Origin of the sequence: Enterobacter cloacae complex sp. IR5412 (assembly GCF_049237385.1) — a bacterium.
In the GTDB taxonomy this organism is placed as follows: domain Bacteria; phylum Pseudomonadota; class Gammaproteobacteria; order Enterobacterales; family Enterobacteriaceae; genus Enterobacter; species Enterobacter intestinihominis.
The window spans coordinates 31,696-51,516 of sequence record NZ_JBMKHQ010000009.1; the positions used below are offsets into that span (position 1 = coordinate 31,696).

Sequence of the window (19,821 nt, forward strand, 5' to 3'; positions counted from 1 at the left end):
CCTCTATGATACACTCTAATTAATACTAGTTAACCTGCTACTGCCGGTTAAGCGAGAAGGGTGGAAAATAACATGAGCGCGGACGAAAACAACCTGATTTGGATCGATCTGGAGATGACCGGCCTGGATCCCGAGCGCGATCGCATTATTGAGATCGCCACACTGGTCACCGATGCCAACCTCAATATTCTGGCGGAAGGCCCAACGATTGCCGTGCACCAGTCCGATGACCAGCTTGCGCTGATGGATGAGTGGAACGTGCGTACCCATACTGGCAGCGGGCTGGTGGAACGCGTGAAGGCCAGCACTCTGGGCGACCGCGAAGCGGAGCTGGCGACGATTGAGTTTCTGAAGCAGTGGGTGCCGGCAGGAAAATCGCCTATCTGTGGCAACAGCATTGGTCAGGATCGTCGTTTCCTGTTTAAGTACATGCCGGAGCTGGAGTCCTACTTCCACTACCGCTATCTGGATGTGAGCACCTTAAAAGAGCTGGCCCGCCGCTGGAAACCGGAAATTCTCGACGGCTTCACAAAGCAGGGGACGCACCAGGCAATGGACGACATCCGTGAGTCTGTTGCGGAGCTGGCGTACTATCGCGAAAACTTTATTAAGCTTTGATTTTGCGATCCGGCGCCTTGCGTGGCCGGGTTTTTGTCGCTAAATTGTTCAGCTTGCCGATTAAATAAGCACTTGAACTGAATTTCAAAAAAATCGCTTTGAGGGGGGTTGCAGCTAAACGGATTTCTCGTATAATGCGCCTCCCGTAACGACAGAGAATTACACGTTACGACAGCAACAAAAGCAGTACAGATTTGCGGGAATAGCTCAGTTGGTAGAGCACGACCTTGCCAAGGTCGGGGTCGCGAGTTCGAGTCTCGTTTCCCGCTCCAAAATTTGAAAAGTATCGCAAGATACGCCAGCACCAGAACACCCAAGCGGGAATAGCTCAGTTGGTAGAGCACGACCTTGCCAAGGTCGGGGTCGCGAGTTCGAGTCTCGTTTCCCGCTCCAAAATTTGAAAGTATCGCAAGATACGCACAGCACCAGAATACCCAAGCGGGAATAGCTCAGTTGGTAGAGCACGACCTTGCCAAGGTCGGGGTCGCGAGTTCGAGTCTCGTTTCCCGCTCCAAATTCTTCTTCTTTCCTAAATTATCCACAGCGAAATGCTTCGTTGGGGACGTTTTCTATTGTATCTGAAACACTCTTGTAAACAGAGTTATCCACAGAAACTGTGATAAATCCCAGTTGTGCAAAATGTTAGCAGGGTGAATAATATCTTCGTAATTAACTGTAATCTATGAAGAAAATTTGATTTCAAAATGTTATTGAGATCACTTGACCTGTTTGCTAAACCTTATTGCGCCTGAATTCTTATTTTTATTCACAGCCTGTGAATATATCACACATCCCGTGGCAGCCCTTTTTCAATCACCCTGACCAGGCGCTGTTTCTTCGGTAATTGTACTTCAACCACGCCGGCATTTCGCTTCTCAATTTGCTGCGCAATCGCCCATTCTATGTGCTCATCAAGAAGTGGGTGCTCACCTCTGCGGCTTTCGAGCGCCTGAAGATTGGCTTCATCCCATGGGGCATTACCCAGCGCAACGGCCACATTACGCAGCCAGCGCAGGTGGCCGATACGACGTATGGCGGAACCTTCCGTCACCTTCAGGAACCAGGCTTCGCTCCAGGCGAACAGTTCGATCAGCTGCGGGGCATGTAACGCCTTGCGGGGACTGAAGTCTTCTTCGTCCGTCAACTGTGAATAGCGGTTCCACGGACAAATCAGCTGGCAGTCATCACAGCCGTAGATGCGGTTGCCAATAAGCGGACGAAATTCCTCTGGAATAGCACCTTCCAGCTCGATGGTGAGATAAGAGATACAGCGGCGCGCATCAACGGTATAGGGTTCAACGATAGCGCCCGTTGGGCAGATGGTCATACAGGCCACGCAGCGGCCACACCCTTCTTCCACCGGACCGTCTACCGGCAGGGGTAAATCAATCAACAGTTCACCCAGGAAAAAGAATGAGCCCGCGTCGCGGCTTAAGATAAGTGAGTGCTTACCTGTCCAGCCAAGCCCGGCTTTTTCGGCGATCGGGCGCTCAAGAATAGGCGCAGAATCGACAAAGGGTCTAAAATTCAGCGAAACACAGTGCTGCTGAATGGTTTCCCCGAGCTTTTTTAGACGGTTGCGCAGAAGTTTATGGTAATCACGTCCCAGAGCGTATCGGCTGACGTAACCCAGCGAAGGATTTTTTAGCGTGCGCGCAAAGGCCGCGTTAGCGGGCAGATAGTTCATGCGTACGCTAATGACGCGCAGCGTACCCGGCAACAGCTCGTGGGGGCGGGCACGCATCATACCGTGGCGCGCCATCCACTCCATCTCGCCGTGGTATTGTTTATCCAGCCATGCCTGTAGCTTAGGCTCGCTGGCAGAGAGGTCGGTATCGGTAATACCGACCTTCTGGAAGCCCAGTTCAGCACCCCACTGTTTTATTTTCTGCGCTAATTCATTGAGATCGAGGGGCTGTGACATGACGGACCATACTGTGAAGAAAAACCCCGCAAGTATACCACATTCCATCTGGCATGCGGATGACCTCCGTCGGGCCGAAAAAGAGGCCGCAGACAGCCTCGGCGTTACCCTTTATGAACTGATGCAGCGCGCGGGCGAGGCGGCGTTTAACGTGGCGCGCACGGCTTATCCGGATGCCTCGCACTACCTGATTCTGTGCGGGCACGGCAATAACGGTGGCGATGGCTATGTGGTGGCTCGTCTTGCGGTGGCGGCGGGGCTGCGCGTCACCCTGCTGGCGCTGGAGAGCGACAAGCCGCTACCGGAAGAGGCTGGCATGGCGAGAGAGGCCTGGCTGAATGCGGGGGGCATTATTCATGCGCCTGATATTATCTGGCCCGAGGATGTCGACGTGATTGTTGATGGTCTGCTGGGGACGGGGCTGATGCGCGCGCCTCGCGATGACGTCGCCGCGCTGATTACCCACGCTAATGCGCACCCCGCCCCTGTGGTGGCGCTGGATATTCCCTCCGGCCTGATGGCGCAAACCGGCGCGACGCCGGGCGTGTCGATTGAGGCTGCGCACACCGTGACCTTTATCGCCCTGAAGCCGGGTTTGCTTACCGGTAAAGCGCGGGATGTCGTGGGGACGTTACATCACAACGCACTGGGGCTGGAAAACTGGCTGGCTGGACAGGATACCCACATCACCCGCTTTGATGCCTCCCTGCTTGCTCAGTGGCTGCCTCCGCGCCGCCCCACATCCCATAAGGGTGATCATGGCCGGCTGCTGATTATCGGTGGCGATCATGGCACGGCAGGTGCGATTCGCATGACAGGAGAGGCCGCGTTGCGCAGCGGTGCCGGATTAGTACGCGTGCTGACCCGCAGCGAAAACATTCCGCCGATTATTACCGCGCGGCCGGAGCTGATGGTCCACGAGCTTGCCCCACAGGCGATTGAAGAGGGTCTTGAGTGGGCGGACGTGGTAGTCATTGGTCCGGGCCTGGGTCAGCAGGAGTGGGGTAAACAGGCCCTGCAAAAGGCCGAGAATTTTCGTAAGCCGATGCTCTGGGATGCCGACGCGCTTAACCTTCTGGCAATAAACCCGGATAAGCGTCACAATCGCACTCTGACGCCACACCCCGGCGAAGCCGCACGGCTGCTTAACTGTAGCGTGGCAGAAATTGAAAGCGATCGCTTACTTTCAGCCCAACGTCTGGTAAAACGTTACGGAGGTGTTGTCGTTTTGAAAGGGGCGGGGACCGTTATCGCCAGCGATGATGCGATGGGCATCGTTGATGCCGGTAATGCAGGCATGGCGAGCGGCGGCATGGGTGATGTGCTCTCTGGCATCATTGGCGCATTGCTCGGACAGAAACTACCCCTTTATGATGCAGCCTGTGCTGGCTGCGTGGCCCACGGTGCGGCGGCTGACAGGCTGGCTGCTCGTTACGGAACGCGCGGTATGCTGGCCACCGATCTTTTTTGCACGCTGCGGCGTGTTGTTAACCCGGATGTGATTGACGTAGAAAATGACTAATCGAGCGATTCCTTTACCTGATGAACAAGCCACTTTAGATCTCGGCAAGCGCGTGGCGCAGGCCTGTCAGGGGGCGACCGTCATTTATCTGTATGGTGATTTAGGCGCGGGTAAAACAACCTTCAGCCGTGGTTTTTTGCAGGCGTTAGGCCATAACGGGAACGTAAAAAGCCCGACTTATACGCTAGTAGAACCGTACACGCTTGAAAATATCATGGTGTACCACTTTGATTTATATCGTCTTGCGGATCCTGAGGAGCTGGAATTTATGGGGATCCGCGATTACTTTGCCAACGACGCCATTTGCCTGGTGGAGTGGCCGCAACAAGGTGCGGGTGTGCTGCCTGACCCGGATGTCGAAATTCACTTGGATTATCAGGCACAAGGGCGTGAGGCGCGCATCAGTGCGGTTTCCTCATCAGGCTGTTCCTTACTGGCGCGTTTAGCCGGTTGAGCGTAGGGATAACGGGATGATTAATCGCGTTAAAGGTTGGATTTTGGCAGCCACGGTTCTGCTGTGCGCGCAGGCCGGTGCGGCCAGCCTCTCGGATATTCAGGTGTCGAATGGCGATAGCCAGGCCCGCATTACCTTCAGCTTTATGGGCGATCCTGAATATGCTTTCTCACAAATCGACAGCCGCAGCGTGGCGCTCGATATTAAACAGTCCGGGGTGATTCAGGGGCTGCCGCTCCAGTTCAGCGGCAACAATCTGGTGAAAAGCATCCGTTCGGGGACGCCGAAGGATGCGCAGTCTCTGCGTCTGGTGGTCGATCTTACCGAAAAGGGCAAAACGAAGGCGGTTAAGCAGCAAAACGGCGCCAGTTATAAGGTGGTTTTTACCATTAATGCTGATGTTCCGCCGCCGCCACCGCCTGCACCTGTGGTAGCAAAACGCGTAGAATCGCCGGTTTATACCCCAAGGCCGTCTGAGCCAGCCCGTAATCCGTTTAAATCACAAAATGACCGACTTACCGCCGTGACCAGCAGCAACACGGTGACGCGTCCGGCGGTCAGCGCGCGGCGAACGCCGGTCAGTGGCGACAAAGTGATTATCGCCATCGACGCCGGACACGGCGGGCAAGATCCTGGCGCGATTGGCCCGGGCGGCACGCGGGAGAAAAACGTCACTATCGCCATTGCCCGTAAGCTGCGTGCGCTTCTGAATGACGATCCGATGTTCAAAGGGGTCATGACCCGCGACGGAGATTACTTTATTTCAGTGATGGGACGCTCGGATGTGGCGCGTAAGCAAAACGCCAACTTCCTGGTATCGATTCACGCGGATGCTGCGCCGAACCGTAACGCCACCGGCGCGTCGGTATGGGTACTGTCGAACCGTCGTGCCAACAGTGAAATGGCGAACTGGCTTGAAGAGCACGAGAAGCAGTCTGAACTGTTAGGCGGGGCAGGCGATGTGCTGGCAAACAGCCAGGCCGATCCGTATCTCAGCCAGGCGGTACTGGATTTACAGTTCGGTCATTCTCAGCGCGTCGGGTATGATGTCGCCACTAACGTACTCAACCAGCTGCAAAGCGTCGGATCGCTGCATAAGCGTCGTCCGGAACATGCGAGCCTCGGTGTCCTGCGTTCGCCGGATATTCCGTCGATTCTGGTAGAGACGGGTTTTATCAGTAATCACGGTGAAGAGCGTTTACTGGGAAGCGACAGCTATCAGCAGCAAATTGCTGAAGCGATTTATAACGGTCTGCGTAAATACTTTGACGCGCATCCGCTTCAGTCTGCGCCGCAGGGCGGGGCAGCCCAGACGGCAAGCGCCGCGCTGCCGGGTGAGATGACCGCGACTAATTAAGGAGAGTTCATGCCGATTCAGGTTCTACCGCCGCAGCTCGCGAACCAAATCGCCGCCGGTGAGGTGGTGGAACGCCCTGCATCGGTGGTGAAAGAGCTGGTGGAAAACAGCCTCGATGCAGGGGCGACCCGCATTGATATCGATATTGAACGCGGGGGCGCAAAGCTTATCCGCATTCGTGATAACGGCTGTGGCATCAAAAAGGACGAGCTGGCGCTGGCGCTGGCGCGTCATGCCACCAGTAAAATTGCGTCACTTGACGATCTGGAAGCGATTATCAGCCTGGGTTTTCGCGGCGAAGCGCTGGCCAGTATCAGCTCCGTTTCCCGCTTAACGTTGACCTCCCGCACGGCCGACCAGCATGAAGCCTGGCAGGCCTACGCGGAAGGGCGCGATATGGACGTCACGGTTAAACCAGCGGCGCACCCGGTAGGCACCACGCTTGAAGTGCTGGATCTTTTCTATAACACGCCCGCCCGGCGCAAGTTTATGCGAACCGAGAAGACCGAATTCGGACATATCGACGAGATCATCCGCCGCATCGCGCTGGCACGCTTTGATGTCACTCTTAACCTCAGTCATAACGGTAAGGTGATGCGTCAGTACCGGGCAGTGGCGGAAGGCGGGCAAAAGGAGCGTCGGCTGGGCGCCATCTGCGGCACGCCGTTCCTGGAAAAAGCGCTGGCCATTGAGTGGCAGCATGGCGATTTGGCCCTGCGCGGCTGGGTTGCCGATCCGAACGCCAGTAGCGCCGCGTTTGCTGAGATTCAGTACTGCTACGTCAACGGTCGCATGATGCGCGACCGCCTGATTAACCACGCCATTCGCCAGGCCTGTGAAGATAAGCTCGGCGCCGATCAACAGCCCGCCTTTGTGCTTTATCTGGAGATCGACCCGCATCAGGTTGACGTTAACGTGCACCCCGCCAAGCACGAGGTGCGTTTCCACCAGTCGCGTCTGGTGCATGATTTTATCTATCAGGGCGTCGTTAGCGTTTTGCAGAAGCAGGCTGAGCCAACGCTGCCGCTGGAAAACGACGTTCCTGCACCGCGATCGCTGCCAGAAAATCGCGTGGCGGCCGGACGTAACCATTTCGCTGAACCCGCAGTCGCGCGCGAACCAGTGGCTCCGCGTTTTTCGTCAGCGGGAAGCGCACCGCGCCCGACGGGCGCCAACTACCCAAATGCCCAGCCGGGGTATCAAAAGCAGCAAGGTGCGTTATACCGTAAATTGCTGGACACCCCAGCCGTGGAACGGAAAGAACATATTGAGGTATCGCCGTCTTCCCTTGACGGACATAGCCAGAGTTTTGGCCGGGTATTGACGATTGTCGCCCCGGACATGGCACTGCTTGAACGTGAGGGGAAATTGATGCTGCTGGCGTTGCCGGTAGCGGAACGCTGGCTTAAACAGGCGCAACTGACGCCAGGGGAAAACGCCGCCTGCGCTCAGCCGTTACTGATCCCGGTTCGGTTGAAAATAAACCATGAAGAAACAGGGGTTTTGCAGCGTGCCCAGGCGCTTCTTGCCGAAATGGGGATTGAAATCGTACTGGACGCGCAGCATGTGACAATTCGCGCAGTGCCTTTACCCTTACGCCAACAAAATTTACAAAACTTGATTCCTGAACTGATAGGCTACCTGGCGCAACAAACGACGTTTGATGCCGCCGATACCGCGCAGTGGATCGCCCGCCATCTGGCCAGCGAACATTCGCCGTGGAGTATGGCGCAGGCGATTACCGTTCTGGCAGAGGTGGAACGCCTCTGTCCACAGCTAGTGAAAGCGCCGCCAGGTGGTTTGTTACAACCTGTTGATTTAAAAACGGCGATGACCGCCCTGAAACATGACTGATGTAAGTAAGGCGAGCCTGCCAAAGGCGATTTTTTTAATGGGGCCAACGGCCTCCGGTAAAACGGCGTTAGCCATTGAGTTACGTAAAGTTTTGCCAGTAGAGTTGATTAGCGTTGATTCAGCCCTCATTTACCGAGGAATGGACATCGGCACGGCGAAGCCCAACGTAGACGAACTGCGTGCGGCACCGCACCGTTTACTGGATATTCTCGACCCGGCACAGGCTTACTCCGCAGCAGATTTTCGCCGCGACGCCTTAGCTGAGATGGCCGAGATTACCGCCGCGGGACGCATACCGCTGTTAGTTGGCGGCACGATGCTCTACTTTAAGGCGCTGCTGGAGGGGTTATCGCCTCTGCCATCGGCCGATCCGGAAGTGAGAGCGAAGATTGAGCGGCAGGCGGCAGAGCAGGGGTGGGACGTTTTGCACAGGCAACTGGAAGAGATTGACCCGGTTGCCGCAGCGCGGATCCACCCAAACGATCCGCAAAGGCTTTCCCGGGCACTGGAAGTTTTTTTCATTTCGGGTAAAACTTTAACGGAACTGACGCAAACGTCAGGAGACGCTCTGCCGTATCAGGTGCATCAGTTCGCCATCGCCCCGGCGAGCCGTGAACTGCTCCATCAACGAATTGAGCAGCGTTTTCATCAGATGTTGGCTTCAGATTTTGAAGCAGAAGTGCGGGCGCTTTTTGCCCGTGGAGATTTGCATACGGACATGCCTTCCATTCGTTGTGTGGGATACCGCCAGATGTGGTCGTATCTTGAAGGCGAGATTTCATACGATGAAATGGTTTATCGAGGTGTTTGCGCCACGAGACAGTTAGCGAAGCGCCAGATCACCTGGTTGCGCGGTTGGGAGGGGGTTCACTGGTTAGACAGTGAAAAACCACAACAGGCGTTAAACGAAGTGATTGAGGTTATTGGTGATATCGCTGACTGAATGTGTACAATTAAGCCGTATCGTGCGCAATTTTTCAGAATCGCAAGGTTCTAAGTACAAAACAAGCATATAAGGAAAAGATAGAATGGCTAAGGGGCAATCTTTACAAGATCCGTTCCTGAACGCATTGCGTCGGGAGCGTGTTCCAGTTTCTATTTATTTGGTGAATGGTATTAAGCTGCAAGGTCAGATTGAGTCTTTCGATCAGTTCGTGATCCTGTTGAAAAACACGGTCAGCCAGATGGTCTATAAGCACGCGATTTCTACTGTTGTTCCGTCCCGTCCGGTATCTCATCACAGCAATAACACTGGCGGCGGCACTGGCAGTAACTACCATCATGGCAGCAACGCGCAGGGTTCATCTGCTCCTGCGCAGGACAGCGAAGAAACCGAATAAGGTTTTGGGCTGTTTTCCACACGGGGAGCCAGGGATCCTGCGTTCCCCGCTGATCTTTTTAGAGAGGTTTACGCTTGTTTGACCGTTATGACGCCGGTGAGCAGGCGGTGCTGGTACACATCTATTTTTCGCAAGACAAAGATATGGAAGACCTCCAGGAGTTTGAATCTCTGGTCTCTTCCGCCGGTGTCGAAGCAATGCAGGTGATTACCGGTAGCCGTAAAGCGCCGCACCCGAAGTACTTTGTTGGTGAAGGTAAAGCAGTTGAAATTGCGGATGCCGTAAAAGCAACCGGCGCATCAGTCGTGCTGTTTGATCATGCGCTGTCTCCGGCTCAGGAACGTAACCTGGAAGCTCTCTGCGAATGTCGTGTTATCGATCGCACGGGGTTGATCTTAGATATTTTTGCTCAGCGTGCGCGTACCCACGAGGGTAAGTTGCAGGTTGAGCTGGCGCAGTTGCGCCATCTGGCGACGCGTCTGGTGCGTGGCTGGACACACCTTGAAAGACAAAAAGGCGGGATTGGTTTACGTGGCCCGGGTGAAACCCAGCTCGAAACCGACCGTCGTTTGCTGCGTGGCCGTATAACCCAGATCCTTTCTCGTCTGGAGCGTGTCGAGAAACAGCGCGAACAGGGGCGTCGGGCGCGAACCAAAGCCGACATCCCAACGGTGTCGCTGGTGGGCTATACCAACGCCGGTAAATCCACCCTGTTTAACCAGATAACCGAGGCCCAGGTGTATGCCGCAGACCAGCTGTTTGCGACCCTGGATCCTACGTTGCGCCGTATTGACGTCGCAGACGTCGGTGAAACGGTACTGGCGGATACCGTAGGGTTTATCCGCCATCTGCCGCACGATCTGGTGGCGGCGTTTAAAGCGACGTTGCAGGAGACGCGTCAGGCGACCCTGCTGCTGCACGTGATTGATGCGGCTGACGTACGCGTGCAGGAGAACATCGACGCGGTGAATGTGGTGCTCGAAGAGATTGACGCCCACGAAATTCCCACCCTGTTGGTGATGAACAAGATCGATATGCTGGACGATTTCGAACCGCGTATCGACCGAGATGAAGAGAACAAACCAATTCGGGTCTGGCTATCTGCTCAGGCCGGGATTGGTGTGCCACTGCTTTTCCAGGCTTTGACAGAACGTCTTTCCGGTGAGGTAGCTCAGCACACGCTGCGACTGCCGCCACAGGAAGGCAGGCTGCGTAGCCGGTTTTATCAGCTTCAGGCGATAGAAAAAGAGTGGATGGAGGATGACGGCAGCGTGGGGATGCAGGTGCGTATGCCGATCGTTGACTGGCGTCGCCTCTGTAAACAAGAACCTGCGCTGGCGGACTATATCGTCTGATCAGAAAGGGGAAGCCTGAAAAATTCGCCCTTGCATAACAAATATGGAGCATATACATGGCGTGGAATCAGCCCGGTAATAACGGACAAGACCGCGACCCGTGGGGAAGCAGCAATAATCAAGGCGGCAACTCTGGGGGAAATGGCAACAAAGGTGGTCGCGAGCAGGGGCCGCCGGATCTGGATGATATCTTCCGCAAACTGAGCAAAAAGCTTGGTGGCCTTGGCGGAGGAAAAGGTTCTGGCTCGGGTGGCAACTCCACTCAGAGTCCGCGCCCGCCTATGGGTGGCCGCGTAGTAAGCATTGTGGCCGCGGCGGTAGTCATCATCTGGGCAGCCAGCGGGTTCTACACCATTAAAGAAGCAGAGCGCGGCGTGGTAACCCGTTTCGGTAAGTTCAGCCATCTGGTTGAGCCGGGCCTGAACTGGAAACCGACCTTCATTGATAACGTGACCGCAGTGAACGTGGAGTCCGTCCGTGAACTGGCGGCGTCTGGCGTGATGTTGACCTCTGACGAAAACGTGGTGCGCGTTGAGATGAACGTCCAGTACCGCGTGACCGATCCTGAGCGTTATCTGTTTAGCGTGACCAGCGCGGATGACAGCCTGCGTCAGGCGACCGACAGCGCCCTGCGTGGCGTGATCGGTAAATACACCATGGACCGTATCCTGACCGAAGGTCGTACCGTTATTCGTAGCGATACCCAGCGCGAGCTGGAAGAGACCATCCGTCCGTACAACATGGGTATCACCCTGCTGGACGTCAACTTCCAGGCTGCGCGTCCGCCGGAAGAGGTGAAAGCGGCGTTTGACGATGCGATTGCCGCGCGTGAAAACGAACAGCAGTACATCCGTGAAGCGGAAGCGTATACCAACGAAGTTCAGCCGCGTGCAAACGGTCAGGCGCAGCGTATTCTGGAAGAAGCGCGCGCGTATAAGACCCAGACCATCCTGGAAGCACAGGGTGAAGTGGCTCGCTTCGCGAAGATCCTTCCGGAATATAAAGCCGCGCCGGAAATTACCCGTGAGCGTCTCTATATCGAGACCATGGAAAAAGTGCTGAGCCATACGCGTAAAGTGCTGGTTAACGACAACAAAGGCGGAAACCTGATGGTCCTGCCGCTGGATCAGATGCTTAAAGGCGGTTCTGCACCGGCAGCAAAAGACAACAGCGGAGCCAACAACCTGCTGCGTCTGCCGCCAGCCTCGTCTGGTAGCTCCAGCGCGAACACAACGCCTTCTTCGAACGATGGTGACATTATGGACCAACGCCGTGCTAACGCGCAGCGTAACGACTACCAGCGTCAGGGGGAATAAGGATGCGTAAGTCAGTTATTGCGATCATCATCATCGCACTGGTCGTGCTCTACACCTCCATCTTTGTGGTGAAAGAGGGCGAACGTGGGATCAAGTTCCAGTTTAGCAGCGTCGTGCGTGACGGCGACAAGCGTCCGGTGATCTACGAGCCGGGTCTGCACTTCAAGGTGCCTTTCATTCAGTCAGTCAAAACGCTCGACGCACGTATCCAGACCATGGATAACCAGGCCGACCGTTTCGTGACTAAAGAGAAGAAAGACCTGATCGTTGATTCCTACATCAAATGGCGTATCAGCGACTTCAGCCGCTACTTCCTGGCAACCGGCGGTGGTGACGTTTCTCAGGCAGAAGTGCTGCTGAAACGTAAGTTCTCTGACCGTCTGCGTTCTGAAATTGGTCGTCTGGATGTAAAAGACATCGTGACCGACTCCCGAGGTCGTCTGACCCTGGAAGTGCGTGATGCGTTGAACTCAGGTACAGCGGGTACCGAAGACGAAGTGGAAACACCGGCAGCGGATGACGCGATTGCCAAAGCGGCTGAACGCGTTCAGGCTGAAACCAACGGTAAAGTACCGGTGATCAACCCGAACAGTATGGCTGCACTGGGTATCGAAGTGGTTGACGTGCGTATCAAGCAGATCAACCTGCCAGCGGAGGTGTCCGAGGCGATCTACAACCGTATGCGCGCCGAGCGTGAAGCGGTAGCCCGTCGTCACCGTTCACAGGGTCAGGAAGAGGCCGAGAAACTGCGTGCCGCAGCGGACTACGAAGTGACCAAGACGCTGGCGGAATCTGAGCGTCAGGGCCGTATCCTGCGTGGTGAAGGCGATGCCGAAGCCGCGAAGCTGTTTGCCGATGCCTTCAGCCAGGATCCCGACTTCTACGCCTTTATCCGTAGCCTGCGTGCTTACGAGAATAGCTTCCAGAGCAACCAGGATGTGATGGTACTCAGCCCGGACAGCGATTTCTTCCGTTATATGAAGACGCCGACTAACGCAACGCGATAAACTCAGGCTCGTTTGAGTATTCAAACCACCGCTCTTCACGGAGCGGTGGTTTTCTTTTATAAGGATGAAAAATGAATTCAACGATCTGGCTCGCACTGGCTTTGGTTTTGGTGCTGGAAGGCCTCGGCCCGATGCTCTATCCACGCGCATGGCGACGGATGATCGCGACCATGAGCCAACTTCCGGACAATATTTTGCGTCGTTTTGGTGGTGGACTTGTGGTTGCCGGTATCGTTATCTACTACATGTTGAGGAAAACGATTGGCTGATCAAAAACTAACCGCAATCGGCATATTTTAGGGTCAAAAAGTGCTGTATATCTGAAAAAGCGATGGTAGAATCCATTTTTAAGCAAACGGTGATTTTGAAAAAAATGGGTAACAACGTCGTCGTACTGGGCACCCAATGGGGTGACGAAGGTAAAGGGAAGATTGTCGATCTTCTGACTGAACGGGCTAAATATGTTGTACGCTACCAGGGCGGTCACAACGCAGGCCATACTCTCGTAATCAACGGTGAAAAAACCGTCCTCCATCTTATTCCATCAGGCATTCTTCGCGAAAACGTCACCAGCATCATCGGTAACGGCGTTGTGCTGTCTCCAGCTGCGCTGATGAAAGAGATGAAAGGTCTGGAAGACCGTGGTATCCCTGTTCGTGAGCGTCTGCTGCTCTCCGAAGCCTGCCCGCTGATCCTGGACTATCATGTGGCGCTGGACGTGGCGCGTGAAAAAGCGCGTGGCGCGAAAGCGATCGGCACTACCGGTCGTGGCATCGGCCCGGCATACGAAGATAAAGTGGCTCGTCGCGGTCTGCGCGTGGGCGACCTCTTCGACAAAGCGACCTTCGCTGAAAAACTGAAAGAAGTGATGGAATATCACAACTTCCAGCTGGTGAATTTCTATAAAGCCGAAGCCGTTGACTACCAGAAAGTGCTGGATGACGTCATGGCGATTGCTGACATTCTGACCGGCATGGTTGTTGATGTGTCCGATCTGCTGGACCAGGCGCGCAAGCGTGGCGATTTCGTCATGTTTGAAGGTGCGCAGGGTACCCTGCTGGACATCGACCACGGTACCTATCCGTATGTAACGTCCTCTAACACCACCGCGGGTGGCGTGGCAACCGGCTCCGGCCTGGGCCCACGTTATGTGGATTACGTTCTGGGCATCATCAAAGCGTACTCCACTCGCGTGGGTGCAGGTCCATTCCCGACCGAGCTGTTTGATGAAACCGGCGAGTTCCTCTGCAAGCAGGGTAACGAGTTTGGCGCAACCACCGGTCGTCGTCGTCGTACCGGCTGGCTGGACGCCGTTGCCGTGCGTCGTGCTGTGCAGATCAACTCCCTGTCTGGCTTCTGCCTGACCAAGCTGGACGTACTGGACGGCCTGAAAGAAGTGAAAATCTGCGTGGGCTACCGTCTGCCAGATGGTCGCGAAGTGACTACCACTCCGCTGGCCGCTGACGACTGGGAAGGCATTGAGCCAATCTACGAAACCATGCCGGGCTGGTCTGAGACCACCTTCGGTGTGAAAGAACGTAGTGGCCTGCCAAAAGCTGCGCTGGACTACATTAAGCGTATTGAAGAACTGACCGAAGTGCCGATCGATATTATTTCTACCGGCCCGGATCGTACTGAAACGATGATCCTGCGCGACCCGTTCGACGCATAATCTTCGTGACTGCTGGCCTGCGGGGAAACCCGCAGGCCAGATAAGCGCAGCGCCATCCGGCGACCGCTCCTGGATCTCCGCTTTTTCGCCCCGTCTGTCAAATAAATTAGCCGCTAACTATCTGGCTGGTTTATCATCATTAATGAATATCTCTGCGGTTTGACCGCGTTTTCCCTTTTTCCTGAGGTTGATGTGCAGTTAACAAGTTTCACCGATTACGGCTTACGCGCGCTGATTTACATGGCGTCGTTACCCGATGGGAAGATGACCAGCATCTCTGAAGTCACAGAGGTGTACGGTGTGTCCCGTAATCATATGGTCAAAATAATCAATCAACTTAGTCGTGCCGGATACGTTGCTGCCGTCCGCGGGAAGAATGGAGGGATCCGTCTCGGTAAACCGGCACTGAGTATCCGTATCGGCGATGTGGTACGTGAACTGGAGCCGCTATCTCTGGTGAACTGTAGCAGTGCGTTTTGCCACATTACGCCCGCTTGCCGCCTGAAACAGGCGCTTTCAAAGGCCGTGCAAAGTTTTCTCAAGGAACTGGATAACTACACGCTGGCCGATTTGGTTGAAGAGAATCAACCGCTTTATAAATTATTGCTGGTGGAATGAAGAAAATTTCCACCGGAGCTGACAACGGAGGAACCGACATGTCACAAGATCCTTTCCAGGAACGCGAAGCCGAAAAATACGCGAATCCTATCCCCAGCCGCGAGTTCATCATTGAACACTTAACAAAACGCGAAAAACCCGCCAATCGTGAAGAACTTGCCGTTGAATTAAACATTGAGGGTGAAGAGCAAATTGAAGCCCTTCGCCGCCGCCTGCGCGCCATGGAGCGCGACGGCCAGCTGGTCTTTACTCGTCGCCAGTGCTACGCGCTGCCAGAACGCCTCGATCTGCTGAAAGGCACCGTTATTGGTCATCGCGATGGCTTCGGCTTCCTGCGCGTGGAAGGCCGTAAAGACGACCTGTACCTCTCATCCGAACAGATGAAGATGTGTATTCACGGCGACCAGATCCTGGCGCAGCCGCTGGGTGCAGATCGTAAAGGCCGCCGCGAAGCGCGCGTGGTCCGCGTGCTGGTGCCGAAAACCAGCCAGATTGTAGGCCGTTACTTTACCGATGCGGGCGTAGGCTTTGTGGTGCCGGACGATAGCCGTCTGAGCTTCGACATTCTCATCCCGCCTGAAGAGGTGATGGGCGCACGCATGGGCTTTGTGGTAGTGGTTGAACTTACCCAGCGCCCGACCCGCCGTACCAAAGCGGTAGGTAAAATCGTCGAAGTGCTGGGCGATAACATGGGCACCGGCATGGCCGTTGATATGGCGCTGCGCACCCATGAAATTCCTTACGTCTGGCCGAAAGCGGTTGAAGACCAGATCGAAAACCTGCGTGAAGAAGTGCCGGAAGAGTCCAAAGCAGGCCGCGTGGATCTGCGCGATCTGCCGCTGGTCACCATTGATGGTGAAGACGCCCGCGACTTCGATGATGCCGTGTACTGTGAGAAAAAACGCGGTGGTGGCTGGCGTCTGTGGGTGGCTATCGCGGATGTGAGTTATTACGTACGTCCACACACGCCGCTGGATAACGAAGCGCGCAGCCGCGGTACGTCGGTCTACTTCCCGTCGCAGGTTGTACCGATGCTGCCAGAAGTGCTCTCGAACGGCCTGTGTTCCCTCAACCCGCAGGTGGACCGCCTGTGTATGGTCTGCGAAATGACCATCTCCAGCAAGGGACGTCTGACGGGCTATAAGTTCTACGAAGCGGTGATGAGTTCTCATGCGCGCCTGACCTATACCAAGGTCTGGCATATGTTGCAGGGCGATCAGGATCTTCGCGAACAGTACGCGCCGCTGGTCAAACACATCGAAGAGCTGCACAACCTCTACAAAACGCTGGATCAGGCGCGCGAAGAGCGCGGTGGGATCTCGTTTGAGAGTGAAGAGGCGAAATTCATCTTTAACGCTGAGCGTCGTATCGAGCGAATCGAGCAGACTCAGCGTAACGATGCGCACAAGCTGATTGAAGAGTGTATGATCCTGGCGAACATCTCGGCGGCACGTTTCGTTGAGAAAGCCAAAGAGCCTGCTCTGTTCCGTATTCACGATAAGCCAACCACGGAAGCCGTAACCTCGTTCCGTTCCGTGCTGGCCGAACTCGGCCTGGAACTGCCTGGCGGCAATAAGCCTGAGCCACGCGATTATGCCGAGCTGCTGGAATCCATCAGCGATCGTCCTGACGCGGAAATGCTGCAAACCATGCTGCTGCGTTCCATGAAGCAGGCGATTTACGATCCGGAAAACCGGGGCCACTTTGGTCTGGCGTTACAGTCGTATGCGCACTTTACCTCGCCGATTCGCCGTTATCCGGATCTGTCCCTGCACCGTGCGATCAAGTATCTGCTGGCGCACGAGCAAGGTCACAAAGGCAATACGACCGAAACCGGTGGGTATCACTACTCCATGGAAGAGATGCTGCAACTGGGCCAGCACTGTTCCATGACCGAGCGTCGTGCGGATGAAGCAACGCGCGACGTGGCGGACTGGCTGAAGTGTGACTTTATGCTGGATCAGGTGGGTAACGTCTTTAAAGGTGTGATTGCCAGCGTCACCGGCTTTGGCTTCTTCGTACGTCTGGATGAGCTGTTTATCGACGGTCTGGTGCACGTTTCCAGCCTTGATAACGATTACTACCGCTTCGACCAGGTCGGACAACGTCTGATCGGTGAATCCGGCGGTCAGACCTACCGTCTGGGCGATCGGGTGGAAGTGAAGGTAGAAGCCGTGAATATGGACGACCGTAAAATCGACTTCAGCCTCATCTCCAGCGAACGGGCTCCGCGTAACGTCGGGAAAACCGAGCGTGAGAAAGCGAAAAAAGGCGGCAACGGTAAAGCGGGCGGCAAGCGACGTCAGGCAGGTAAAAGAGTTAACTTTGAGCCAGACAGCGCCTTCCGTGGCGAGAAGCAGCAGAAGCCCAAGGCGGCGAAAAAAGACGCTCGTAAAGCGAAAAAACCGTCGACCAAGACCCAAAAAATAGCGGCCGCAACCAAAGCGAAGCGCGCGGCGAAGAAACAGCAGGCGGAGTAATTTCCCCTCACCCTGACCCTCTCCCCAACGGGGAGAGGGACAATATTTATTACGAGAACCATCAATGAGTGAAATGATTTACGGCATCCACGCGGTGCAGGCCCTGCTGGAGCGCGCGCCGGAGCGTTTTCAGGAAGTTTTTATTCTGAAAGGGCGTGAAGACAAACGTCTGATGCCGCTGATCCACGCGCTGGAAGCGCAGGGCGTCGTGATCCAGCTGGCGAACCGTCAGTATCTGGATGAGAAAAGCGAAGGTGCTGTACACCAGGGCATTATCGCGCGCGTGAAGCCGGGCCGTCAGTATCAGGAGAACGATCTGCCGGATCTGATCGCTGAGCTGGATAACCCGTTCTTCCTGATCCTCGATGGCGTAACCGACCCGCACAACCTGGGCGCGTGCCTGCGTAGCGCCGATGCAGCAGGCGTGCATGCGGTGATTGTGCCAAGAGATCGTTCCGCGCAGCTTAACGCTACCGCTAAAAAAGTGGCCTGCGGCGCGGCGGAAAACGTTCCGCTGATCCGTGTGACTAACCTGGCGCGCACCATGCGTCTGTTGCAGGAAGAAAATATCTGGATCGTCGGCACAGCCGGTGAAGCGGATCACACCCTGTATCAGAGCAAAATGACCGGCCGTATGGCGCTGGTGATGGGGGCAGAAGGTGAAGGCATGCGTCGCCTGACCCGCGAGCACTGCGATGAGCTGATCAGCATCCCGATGGCGGGCAGCGTATCGTCCCTGAACGTTTCTGTTGCGACGGGTATCTGCCTGTTTGAAGCGGTGCGTCAGCGCGGGTAGCCTGTTGTGCCGGGTGGCGGCTTCGCCTTACCCGGCCTACAAAAGCATGGTACCGTAGGCCCGGTAAGCGCAGCGCCACCGGGCAACAATCTCACTCCTCTAACGACCGCAAATGGTCATCCTTTCTCAGCGTCATCAGCGCGAAAATACTCACCACCGCCGTTGCCATCACGTAGTACGCCGGAATATCCAGATTGCCCGTCTCTTTAATCAGCCCGGTAATGATCAGCCCCGCACAGCCCGAGAAGATCGCATTCGACAGAGAATAGGCCAGCCCCAGCCCGGTATAACGCACGCGCGTCGGGAACATCTCAGACAGCATTGCCGGCCCCGGCCCTGCCAGCATCCCAACCAAACCCCCCGCAATCAACACCACAATCGCTTTGACAGCCAACGTGCTGGACTCCGCCTGCAAAATTTTCAGCAGCGGCAGGGCGAGGATCAGCAGGAGCACGGTGGCGATAATCATCACCGTCCGCCGCCCGATCCTGTCGCTCAGTATGCCCGACGGAATGATCGTGAGCGCAAACCCAATGTTAGAAATCACCGCAATCAGCAGCGCCTGGTTAAAACCGGTGTGCAGTGCAGATTGCAGATAGGTCGGCATAATCACCAGATAGGTATAACCCGCCGCAGACCAGACCATCACGCGACCAATGCCCATCAGAATGGTTTTGAACGTGGCGGCGGTGCTGGCCTGAGTAACAACCGGTTTTTCCCGTTGCTGCACAAAGCTCGGTGTCTCTTCCATGCTTACCCGCAACCATAGCGCGACCGCACCCATCGGCAACGCCAGGAAGAACGGAATGCGCCAGCCCCAGTCGTGCAAGGCTTCAGGGGAGAGAAGGGTAGAGAGCAACGCGACAATGCCTGCGCCTGCTAACAGCCCGAGCGCCACGGTGAAGGACTGCCATGCCCCGTAAAGACCGCGCTTGCCGCGCGGGGCGAACTCCGTCATCAACGAGACCGCGCCGCCATACTCACCGCCCGCGAACAGTCCTTGCAGAATACGCAGAAGTGTAACGATCAGCGGCGCGGCAATCCCGATACTGGCGTAGACCGGCACAATACCGATGGCAGCGGTGGCGAGCGTCATCAATACCAGCACAATAATCAGCGTCGGTTTACGGCCAATCCTGTCGCCAATGCGGCCAAAGACCACCGCACCCAGCGGGCGGAAGAAGAAAGCGATGGCGAATGAGGCCCAGGTGAGGATCAGGCTGGTGAGCTCCGCTTCCCCCTCAAGCTGGAAGAAGTTTCTGGCAATCACCGTTGCCAGAAAACCATAGACCGCAAATTCATACCACTCGATGAAATTACCGATGGAGCCTGCAATTAATGCACGCTTGTGCGCAGCCTGTTGCATAACGATCCTCACAAAAACGGGGTAAGAATAAATTATTCAGCATTAGTGAAGTAAGGAAATAGTTTATTCTTATGTTCTGTGAGCTATTTCACGAATGATATCAACACGATCGTCATCGTGTGACCCCCCTCCCATGCAGCGT

17 protein-coding genes and 3 tRNA genes are annotated in these 19,821 nt (G+C 55.6%); 18 read left to right on the plus strand and 2 right to left on the minus strand.

Features of this window, described 5'->3' with window-relative positions; all coding sequences use genetic code 11:
- The first annotated feature begins 72 nt into the window (after positions 1–72).
- From orn to ACOTX2_RS16375, 4 genes are all read left to right on the plus strand, one after another.
- Complete coding sequence (orn, locus tag ACOTX2_RS16360) at positions 73–618, plus strand: oligoribonuclease (protein WP_038415130.1); 546 nt, start codon at positions 73–75, stop codon at positions 616–618.
- A gap of 196 nt (positions 619–814) precedes the next feature.
- Positions 815–890, plus strand: a tRNA-Gly gene (locus ACOTX2_RS16365).
- A 45-nt stretch (positions 891–935) separates the two neighbouring features.
- Positions 936–1,011: transfer RNA gene (locus ACOTX2_RS16370), tRNA-Gly, on the plus strand.
- 45 nt (positions 1,012–1,056) lie between these two features.
- Positions 1,057–1,132 (plus strand) — tRNA-Gly (locus tag ACOTX2_RS16375).
- A gap of 270 nt (positions 1,133–1,402) precedes the next feature.
- Here the strand turns inward: ACOTX2_RS16375 and queG are convergent.
- Positions 1,403–2,542 (minus strand): tRNA epoxyqueuosine(34) reductase QueG, encoded by a 1,140-nt coding sequence (gene queG / locus ACOTX2_RS16380; RefSeq protein ID WP_015572463.1) that lies wholly within the window; start codon positions 2,540–2,542, stop codon positions 1,403–1,405.
- On the opposite strand from queG, the gene nnr reads away from it, so the two are divergent.
- The 14 genes from nnr to rlmB all read left to right on the plus strand — a co-directional run bounded on the left by nnr (position 2,541) and on the right by rlmB (position 18,313).
- The gene (gene nnr / locus ACOTX2_RS16385) at positions 2,541–4,064 is read left to right on the plus strand and encodes a bifunctional ADP-dependent NAD(P)H-hydrate dehydratase/NAD(P)H-hydrate epimerase (protein WP_063148052.1); all 1,524 of its coding nucleotides are present in this window, start codon (positions 2,541–2,543) and stop codon (positions 4,062–4,064) included. The two genes, queG and nnr, sit on opposite strands and share 2 nt — an antisense overlap.
- Positions 4,057–4,518: a tRNA (adenosine(37)-N6)-threonylcarbamoyltransferase complex ATPase subunit type 1 TsaE gene (gene tsaE / locus ACOTX2_RS16390; protein ID WP_003855970.1), complete on the plus strand. Its 462-nt coding sequence runs from the start codon at positions 4,057–4,059 to the stop codon at positions 4,516–4,518. Before nnr ends, tsaE begins: the two co-directional genes overlap by 8 nt.
- A gap of 16 nt (positions 4,519–4,534) precedes the next feature.
- Entirely contained in the window at positions 4,535–5,875 is a 1,341-nt protein-coding gene (gene amiB / locus ACOTX2_RS16395; RefSeq protein ID WP_063148053.1) for an N-acetylmuramoyl-L-alanine amidase AmiB, read from the plus strand.
- 9 nt (positions 5,876–5,884) lie between these two features.
- The gene (gene mutL, locus ACOTX2_RS16400) at positions 5,885–7,729 is read left to right on the plus strand and encodes a DNA mismatch repair endonuclease MutL (protein WP_048966072.1); all 1,845 of its coding nucleotides are present in this window, start codon (positions 5,885–5,887) and stop codon (positions 7,727–7,729) included.
- Entirely contained in the window at positions 7,722–8,672 is a 951-nt protein-coding gene (gene miaA / locus ACOTX2_RS16405) for a tRNA (adenosine(37)-N6)-dimethylallyltransferase MiaA (protein WP_421625945.1), read from the plus strand. Before mutL ends, miaA begins: the two co-directional genes overlap by 8 nt.
- Before the next feature lie 85 nt (positions 8,673–8,757).
- Positions 8,758–9,069: an RNA chaperone Hfq gene (gene hfq / locus ACOTX2_RS16410; protein ID WP_023299134.1), complete on the plus strand. Its 312-nt coding sequence runs from the start codon at positions 8,758–8,760 to the stop codon at positions 9,067–9,069.
- Positions 9,070–9,143: 74 nt separating this feature from the next.
- Positions 9,144–10,424 (plus strand): ribosome rescue GTPase HflX, encoded by a 1,281-nt coding sequence (gene hflX / locus ACOTX2_RS16415; RefSeq protein ID WP_003855991.1) that lies wholly within the window; start codon positions 9,144–9,146, stop codon positions 10,422–10,424.
- Between the two features lie 56 nt (positions 10,425–10,480).
- Positions 10,481–11,740 (plus strand): FtsH protease activity modulator HflK, encoded by a 1,260-nt coding sequence (hflK, locus tag ACOTX2_RS16420; RefSeq protein ID WP_022646820.1) that lies wholly within the window; start codon positions 10,481–10,483, stop codon positions 11,738–11,740.
- Positions 11,741–11,742: 2 nt separating this feature from the next.
- The gene (gene hflC, locus ACOTX2_RS16425) at positions 11,743–12,747 is read left to right on the plus strand and encodes a protease modulator HflC (protein WP_022646821.1); all 1,005 of its coding nucleotides are present in this window, start codon (positions 11,743–11,745) and stop codon (positions 12,745–12,747) included.
- Positions 12,748–12,818: 71 nt separating this feature from the next.
- Positions 12,819–13,016 (plus strand): DUF2065 domain-containing protein, encoded by a 198-nt coding sequence (locus ACOTX2_RS16430; protein WP_003855996.1) that lies wholly within the window; start codon positions 12,819–12,821, stop codon positions 13,014–13,016.
- A 104-nt stretch (positions 13,017–13,120) separates the two neighbouring features.
- Positions 13,121–14,419: an adenylosuccinate synthase gene (locus tag ACOTX2_RS16435; protein WP_032621775.1), complete on the plus strand. Its 1,299-nt coding sequence runs from the start codon at positions 13,121–13,123 to the stop codon at positions 14,417–14,419.
- 192 nt (positions 14,420–14,611) lie between these two features.
- Complete coding sequence (gene nsrR, locus ACOTX2_RS16440; RefSeq protein ID WP_063148092.1) at positions 14,612–15,037, plus strand: nitric oxide-sensing transcriptional repressor NsrR; 426 nt, start codon at positions 14,612–14,614, stop codon at positions 15,035–15,037.
- A 38-nt stretch (positions 15,038–15,075) separates the two neighbouring features.
- Positions 15,076–17,517, plus strand: a complete 2,442-nt coding sequence (rnr, locus tag ACOTX2_RS16445) for a ribonuclease R (protein WP_023299135.1) — start codon at positions 15,076–15,078, stop codon at positions 17,515–17,517.
- Between the two features lie 64 nt (positions 17,518–17,581).
- On the plus strand, positions 17,582–18,313 hold the full coding sequence (gene rlmB, locus ACOTX2_RS16450) for a 23S rRNA (guanosine(2251)-2'-O)-methyltransferase RlmB (protein ID WP_003856001.1): 732 nt from the start codon (positions 17,582–17,584) through the stop codon (positions 18,311–18,313).
- Between the two features lie 91 nt (positions 18,314–18,404).
- Here the strand turns inward: rlmB and ACOTX2_RS16455 are convergent, their stop codons facing one another.
- Positions 18,405–19,679, minus strand: coding sequence for an MFS transporter (locus ACOTX2_RS16455; RefSeq protein WP_063148054.1), 1,275 nt, complete (start codon positions 19,677–19,679; stop codon positions 18,405–18,407).
- Positions 19,680–19,821 lie beyond the last annotated feature (142 nt).